The 7,077-nt window shown below is 51.0% G+C and carries 5 protein-coding genes; 1 reads left to right on the forward strand and 4 read right to left on the reverse strand.

The window, feature by feature from the left end:
* Positions 1–1,149, forward strand: a 1,149-nt coding sequence (locus ABYW01_RS10085; RefSeq protein ID WP_372832470.1) for a sensor histidine kinase, incomplete at its 5' end; no start/stop codon positions are given.
* Between the two features lie 147 nt (positions 1,150–1,296).
* Here the strand turns inward: ABYW01_RS10085 and rlmB are convergent.
* From rlmB to ppc, 4 genes are all read right to left on the reverse strand, one after another.
* Positions 1,297–2,034, reverse strand: coding sequence for a 23S rRNA (guanosine(2251)-2'-O)-methyltransferase RlmB (gene rlmB / locus ABYW01_RS10090; RefSeq protein WP_372832472.1), 738 nt, complete (start codon positions 2,032–2,034; stop codon positions 1,297–1,299).
* 2 nt (positions 2,035–2,036) lie between these two features.
* A complete protein-coding gene (gene hemH, locus ABYW01_RS10095) occupies positions 2,037–3,047 on the reverse strand; it encodes a ferrochelatase (protein WP_372832473.1) in 1,011 nt (336 codons plus the stop codon).
* 168 nt (positions 3,048–3,215) lie between these two features.
* Complete coding sequence (gene adk / locus ABYW01_RS10100) at positions 3,216–3,872, reverse strand: adenylate kinase (RefSeq protein ID WP_372832474.1); 657 nt, start codon at positions 3,870–3,872, stop codon at positions 3,216–3,218.
* Positions 3,873–4,198: 326 nt separating this feature from the next.
* The gene (ppc, locus tag ABYW01_RS10105) at positions 4,199–6,808 is read right to left on the reverse strand and encodes a phosphoenolpyruvate carboxylase (protein ID WP_372832475.1); all 2,610 of its coding nucleotides are present in this window, start codon (positions 6,806–6,808) and stop codon (positions 4,199–4,201) included.
* Between the last annotated feature and the right edge of the window lie 269 nt (positions 6,809–7,077).

Here is a 7,077-nt window from a genome sequence, read left to right on the forward strand (position 1 = left end):
AGTTTTCAGTTCGATAACGCGAGCATCAGCACCTTACTGTATCCCACCAACCGCACCAAAACTTGGCTGGATAAATTTCTGGAGCAGGAAGAAAGCCCACCCGTCACCTCGCAAGGTGAAACCGCTTTAGGTCAGCAATTCACCATAAAATTTCATCCCGATAATTATGCCAGCCAGGATCTGCGTACCCAGTTCTGGGAAACCATGATATTCGGCTGTGTCGTTGCGCTGCTCATTTCAGTGCTGATCACCTTCACCCTTTCCCGCTCAGTTGATACGCAGCTCCAATCCTTGATTCTGTTCGCACGCAAAGCACACGCCGACAAACGCACCACATGGCGTAAAACCAATATCACTGACTTTAACGATATTGGCGAAGAGATCGTCGAAATCATGAAAGACCTGAAACAAAAAGAGGAGCTGCTCGAGCACGCCAATATTGAACTGACCGCGATTAACGAAGACAAACGCCGCATTCTCCATCACCTCATCAAGTCACAGGAGCATGAACGTTCAAGGATTTCAAATGACCTGCATGATGATATGAGTCAGTTGCTTGCCGTCGTCCATATCAACTTGATCACACTAAAGGATCAGCTGAGGGAGGATCAGACGTCAACTGATACGGTCTCCAACTGTATCGATATCATTAATCTGATGTATGACAAGGTATACAGCCGCATCGAGTCATTGCGCCCATTTGAGATGAACAATTTTGGTCTGAGTGTCAGTATTCCCAAGATCCATGCGATTAAGCAGCTAGAAAAACAGGACTATGGCATTTTAATGGAGTTTGAGCAGGAGAAAAAACTCAACGACGACATCAAGTCCAATCTTTATCGTATTGCCCAAGAAGCTCTGACCAATATTATGAAACATGCCCACGGCACCCTCGCCACGATCAAGCTCCAGGATGAAGCACAGGGCGTAAGACTGATAATTGAAGACGACGGTGTGGGATTACCTGTCACCGTAAAACCTGCGGCGGAAAGGGGAGGTTTTGGTCTGATGAGCATTCAAGAAAGAGCCGACTACATGAACGCCGAACTCAGTATAGGCCCGGGTACTGATAATGAAGGCGTCGCAATTAATATCTTTGTGCCCGCAGTGTACGCCTATGCAGCGGGTGAAAAAGACGAAACGCCTTAAGTCTCACCGCGGTGCTTTTGGTGTGACCGTGCACACTCTGCGGAAGAATTTTGACAGTTAGCCCAAAATCCACTGACAAAGGTGCTCAGCGCAGATATTTGGTAAAACACAGACGGGCCAATGAACACCCGTCCGTATCATTAATCACTAGCTGCGCTGTCTCACCGCTTCAAACAGACATACGCCAGTGGCAACCGATACATTCAAGCTGCTGACTTCGCCTGCCATCGGAATTTTCACCAGCTGATCACAATGCTCGCGGGTCAGGCGGCGCATACCTTTTCCTTCCGCCCCCATGATCAACGCCATAGGACCGGTCAGGTTAGCATCATATACGTTCAGATCAGTTTCACCGGCGGTGCCTGTGGTCCAGATGCCTTGCTCCTGCAGACTTTTCAGCGTGCGTGCCAGATTGGTCACCAGCACATAAGGCACGGCTTCAGCGGCACCACAGGCGACTTTAGCCACGGTTGCGTTCAATGGTGCTGATTTATCTTTCGGTGCGATAACCGCATGTACACCGGCCGCATCCGCAGTGCGCAGGCAAGCCCCTAAGTTATGCGGGTCTGTCACGCCATCCAACACCAGCAGAAACGCTGGCTCATCCAGATCAGCCAGCAACTTATCCAGATACTTTTCGTTTTGCGCGCGGATCGGCTCGCATTCCACCAAGACGCCCTGATGAACCCCGTTGCTGGTGAGTTCATCCAGTTCATGACGGCTCAGCCATTGCACGCGGATGCCTTGCTGCTGCGCCAGTTCCAACACCTGTTGGATGCGTTCGTCCTTACGGCCTTTTTGTGCTTTTAATGCACGTACGCGCTTAGCATCACGCTGTAACGCAGTTTTAACCGCATGGATTCCGAACAGTATTTCGTTTTGCAAACTTATCGCTCCTGTACCCAGTCACCGGCCTGTTCTGCAACCAGATCAGCAAGCAAGGTAATAAAACCTGCGGAGGCGTTTAATGCCGGGATATAGGCATAGTCTTCACCACCCGCTTCGTTAAAGAGATCACGATTTTCTATCGCAATCTCTTCCAGTGTTTCCAGACAATCAGCGGAAAATGCTGGGCAGGCCACTTGTATCTTTTTCACGCCCTGAGTCGGCAGTTTTTCCAATGTCTTGTCAGTATAGGGTTGTAGCCACTCTTTAGGTCCGAAACGGGACTGAAAGGTCGTCATCCACTCGGTATCTCCCAACCCTAAGGCCGCCGCCAGCAACTCTGAAGTCTGATGGCACTGCTTCGGATACGGGTCGCCCTTATCAGCGTATTCTTTAGGAATTCCGTGGTATGAAAGCATCAGCTTATCCGCGTCACCCTTCTCATCGCGATATTCCCGGATGCTGTCAGCCAGCGCCTGAATATAAGAAGGATGGCTGTAATACGACTTCACAATACGTATGTCCATCACTTCGCGTTGCGCCAACTGAAAACGAGCAACCTGATCGTATATCGGCGCGGTTGTTGTCGCGGAGTACTGCGGGTACAGCGGCACAATTAATAGCTGCGTATAACCGTTCGCGGACAACTCATGTAATAACGGAGTCAATCCCGGCTGACCGTAGGTCATCGCAGAATAAACTTCTGGAGCATGTGTTTCAAAACGCGCCTGCAATACAAGCTTCAGTTCAGCCACCTGCTGATTAAGGATCTTGCGCATCGGAGAATCATCTTCCCAGATGGACGCATACGCTTTTGCCACGCGTTTCGGGCGTACCGTCAGGATGATCCCTTTCAGCACGGCGAGCCAAAGCAGACGGCGTAAGCCTTTCCCTTCCACAACCCGTTGATCAGAAAGAAACTCATCCAGATAACGACGTACGGCACCGGCTTCTGCTTTGTCCGGGGTCCCCAGGTTGGCCAGTATTACGGCTGTTTTCTGCTCTTTGCGCATGTTCTTGGCTGTCCTATCCATTCTGGGGGCTGATTATACGTGAAAAAGCGGGATTCGGTGCATATGCACTTTCTTACATTGCCAGATTTATCCTGCCAGATTGCAGACATAAAAAAACCGCGCTTGAAAAGCGCGGTTTTAGCAGTCTAGGTGGTAAAAAGCGTTAGCTTAGTTACCCAGACCTTCGAATACTTTATCTCGGATATCTTCGACAGAACCCACACCCGGCACGTATACGTATGTAGGTGCAGTGGATGCGTCTTCTTCTTTCCAGCCTTTGTAGTAGCTGATCAAAGGCGCTGTCTGATCATGATAAACGTTCAGACGGTCACGTACGGTATCTTCGTTATCATCAGCACGCTGTACCAGATCTTCACCGGTTACATCATCTTTGCCTTCAACCTTAGGTGGATTGAAAGTAACGTGATAAGTACGGCCAGAGTTTGGATGTACGCGACGACCGCTCATGCGCTTGATGATCTCTTCATCAGCCACATCAATTTCAACCACAGCGTCAATTTGCACGCCAGCATCTTTCAGTGCATCAGCCTGTGGAATCGTGCGAGGGAAGCCATCAAACAGGAAACCTTTCTCACAATCAGCTTCAGCGATACGCTCTTTCACCAAACCGATGATAATTTCATCAGAAACCAGCTGACCGGCGTCCATTACCTCTTTCGCTTTCACACCCAGAGGCGTGCCCGCTTTAACTGCCGCACGCAACATATCGCCCGTGGAGATCTGCGGAATGTCGTACTTCTCAGTAATGTATTGAGCCTGAGTACCATTACCGGCACCCGGTGCGCCCAGAAGAATGATACGCATACAGGAAAACTCCTAAGTCCAAATTTAAAAATTGTTATAAATATAAAACTGCTGTCCGCCCCGTTTTAGTGCCACCGGGCAGAAAAATTCTTTCTGAAAACGAAAATCAAATTACACCTGAACAGGACAATACCACGCGCCTTTAGCCGAACAATTCGACGTTAGGACTAACACCACTACCAATAGGACCTGTTCGCAAAAGGTTTCTGAGATTACGGCAAAGCCTGCAACGGCTCAACCCCTGCGTGACTAATGGATTACTTATAGCGGCTATCAGAAAGTAATACAGGCGCCAGAGCGCCTGTATTTAAAGGACCAGAGAAGCCCTAACCGGTGTTACGCATACCGGCCGAAATCCCGGCCATTGTCACCATTAATGCTTGCTCCAGGCGCTGATCAGGTTGTGTACGATCCCGGTTTAGCAACTCAGCCTGCAGAAAGTGCAGCGGATCGATATACGGGTTACGGACATCAATCGACTGACGAATGATCGGATGATCCACCAGCAATTCATCTTGCTGTTTTATCTCATTCACCAGATCCACTGTCTTTTGCAAACGACCACGCAAACTGGAACCCAATACCCCCAACTCTTCAGACACCAGCTGTTGATCGTAGTAAGCCGCGATACGCGGATCACTCTTCGCCAACACCATCTCAAGCATGTTCACGTAAGAACGGAAGAACGGCCAGTCTTTGTACATGGTACGCAACAACGGCGCCTGCCCCCCTTTTACCGCTTCACCTAATGCGGTATCGGAACCTAACCACGCCGGCAACATCAGGCGGATCTGCGTCCAGGCAAAGATCCAGGGTATCGCCCGCAAGCTTTCTACCCCCCCGTCCTGACGCCGTTTTGCCGGACGAGAACCCAGTGGCAGCTTGGCAAGTTCCTGCTCAGGCGTCGCTGCACGGAAATACGGTACAAATTGTGAATCATGGCGCACGACATCACGATAAGATGCCAGGCCTTGCTGGGCCATATGCTCCATCTGCTGACGCCACGTCTCTTCCGGACCTGGCGAAGGATCCAGCGTCGCTTCCAGCACCGCGCCGGCATACAGTTCCAGGTTGCGCACAGCAATTTCCGGGATACCAAACTTAAAGCGAATCATCTCACCTTGCTCGGTGACCCGCAGACTTCGATCTACCGACCCTGGTGGCTGCGCCAAAATGGCCGTATGACTTGGACCACCCCCGCGACCAACGGTACCCCCACGGCCATGGAACAACGTCAGATGCACACCACGCTCTTTACATAAGGCAGTCAGGCCTTCCTGCGCTTTAAACTGCCCCCAGGCGGCGGCCAGCTGCCCCGCATCTTTTGAACTGTCAGAGTATCCGATCATCACTTCCTGATGACCCTCTGTGTACTGCTTATACCAGTCGACATCCAATAATGCAGCGATACAGTCGCGAGCGTTATCCAGATCATCAAGGGTTTCAAATAGCGGTACCACACGCATGTTGTGCCCGATACCCATATCCCTCAGCAACAGGATAACGGCCAATACATCAGAGGGCTGACTGGCCATAGAGATCACATAGGATCCCAGATTATTTCGCTCTGCCTGTGCCACCACTTTGCAGGTATCCAGGACCTCCTGCACTTCAGCGGAAGGGTCCCAGTTACGCGGAAACAGGGGACGGCGGCTTTGTAACTCTTTCAGCAGGAAGTTCTGGCGCCCTTCCTCGCTCCAGCCATTGTAGGAACCCAAACCGTAGAACTGAGACAGCTCTTCGAAGACTTGGGCATGACGATCGGAACTCTGACGAATATCCAGCTTCACCAGTGAAGTCCCAAAACACGCGATGCGGCGGATGATATCTTCCAGCGCACCTTTCGCAATAATGCCCATACCACAGTCAGTCAGCGACTTATGGCACAGCATCAGCGGCTCCAACAACTCTTCACTACAGTGATAGACCGGCGTATCCGGCAACGGATCACCTTTCAGCTTGGCGTGGATCCATGCTTTGGTGTTCGCCAATCGGCTACGTACCTGCCCCAACATCTCACGATAGGGTTCCGCACAGTCCACACCAATTCTACGGCGCAGTTCATCGTTCGCTTTCACCATCGAAAGTTCTGAGCGCAGTGCATCGACATCACGGAAATACAGGTCAGCCGCCATCCAGCGCGACAGCAACAACACCTCTTCAGTAACTTTCGCGGTAACATTCGGATTACCGTCTCGATCGCCCCCCATCCAGGACGCAAAACGTACCGGAGAAGCCTCCAGTGGCAGGCGTTCTCCCAACGTTTCATCAAGCTGTGCATCCAGCCGTTTTAAGAACTCCGGGATCGCTTTCCACAGCGAATTTTCGATCACCGCAAAACCCCACTTGGCTTCTTCTACCGGCGTTGGGCGTTGCTGACGGATCTCATCGGTATGCCAGATCTGGCTGATTAACTCGTTGAGGCGCTGTTCAGAGGATTCCCCCTGATCCAAACCACGCAGACAGTCGGCCACGCCATCGTATTTCTGAATCAGGGTTCTGCGGTTCACTTCCGTTGGATGTGCAGTGAGGACCAGATCAACCTGCATCTCGCTCAGCGTGCTGGCGACGGTTTTAGCGTCGAATCCGCGCTGATGTAAACGGGCGAACAGGCTACAAAGGGAATCCGGGGTACATACATCTGTTATTTCCAGGCGTCGACGCACCCGGTGATGTTCTTCTGCGATATTGGCGAGATTAAGAAACTGGGTAAATGCCCGAGCAACGGGCAACACCTCGTCATCACTCAGGTTATGCAGGACTTGGAGCAATGAATCACGCGCAGCATCATCTGCGCCACGGGCATTTTTCGCCAGTTTCCGTATCTGCTCCAGCCGGTCCAAAAACCCATCACCACGCTGGCCACTGATCGTTCGTCCCAGACTTTCACCCAACGAGCGCACATTCTCCCGTAAGGCTTCGTGTAGATCAGACATCGCGTACCTCCGCAAACATTCCTTAAATATGCCTGCTGCAGATAACCCCACGAACTGTGCGGGCTAAGCTCTGCAACAGTGGATCACTTTGATAGTAACGCTTTGATATAAAACCAACATACACCCTTTGATCTAATTATCAAAAGCCAAAGAGATTTCAGAATAGAGCCAAAGGATGAGCCTGACCACATAACGTGACAAACTCATAACAAAAAGCGTTATGGCAGTATGGCGTGTAAACGATTGAGCTGATCTTGTGCCAGCCATTC

Source organism: Pontibacterium sp. (assembly GCF_041587635.1).
Lineage (GTDB): Bacteria > Pseudomonadota > Gammaproteobacteria > Pseudomonadales > Balneatricaceae > Pontibacterium.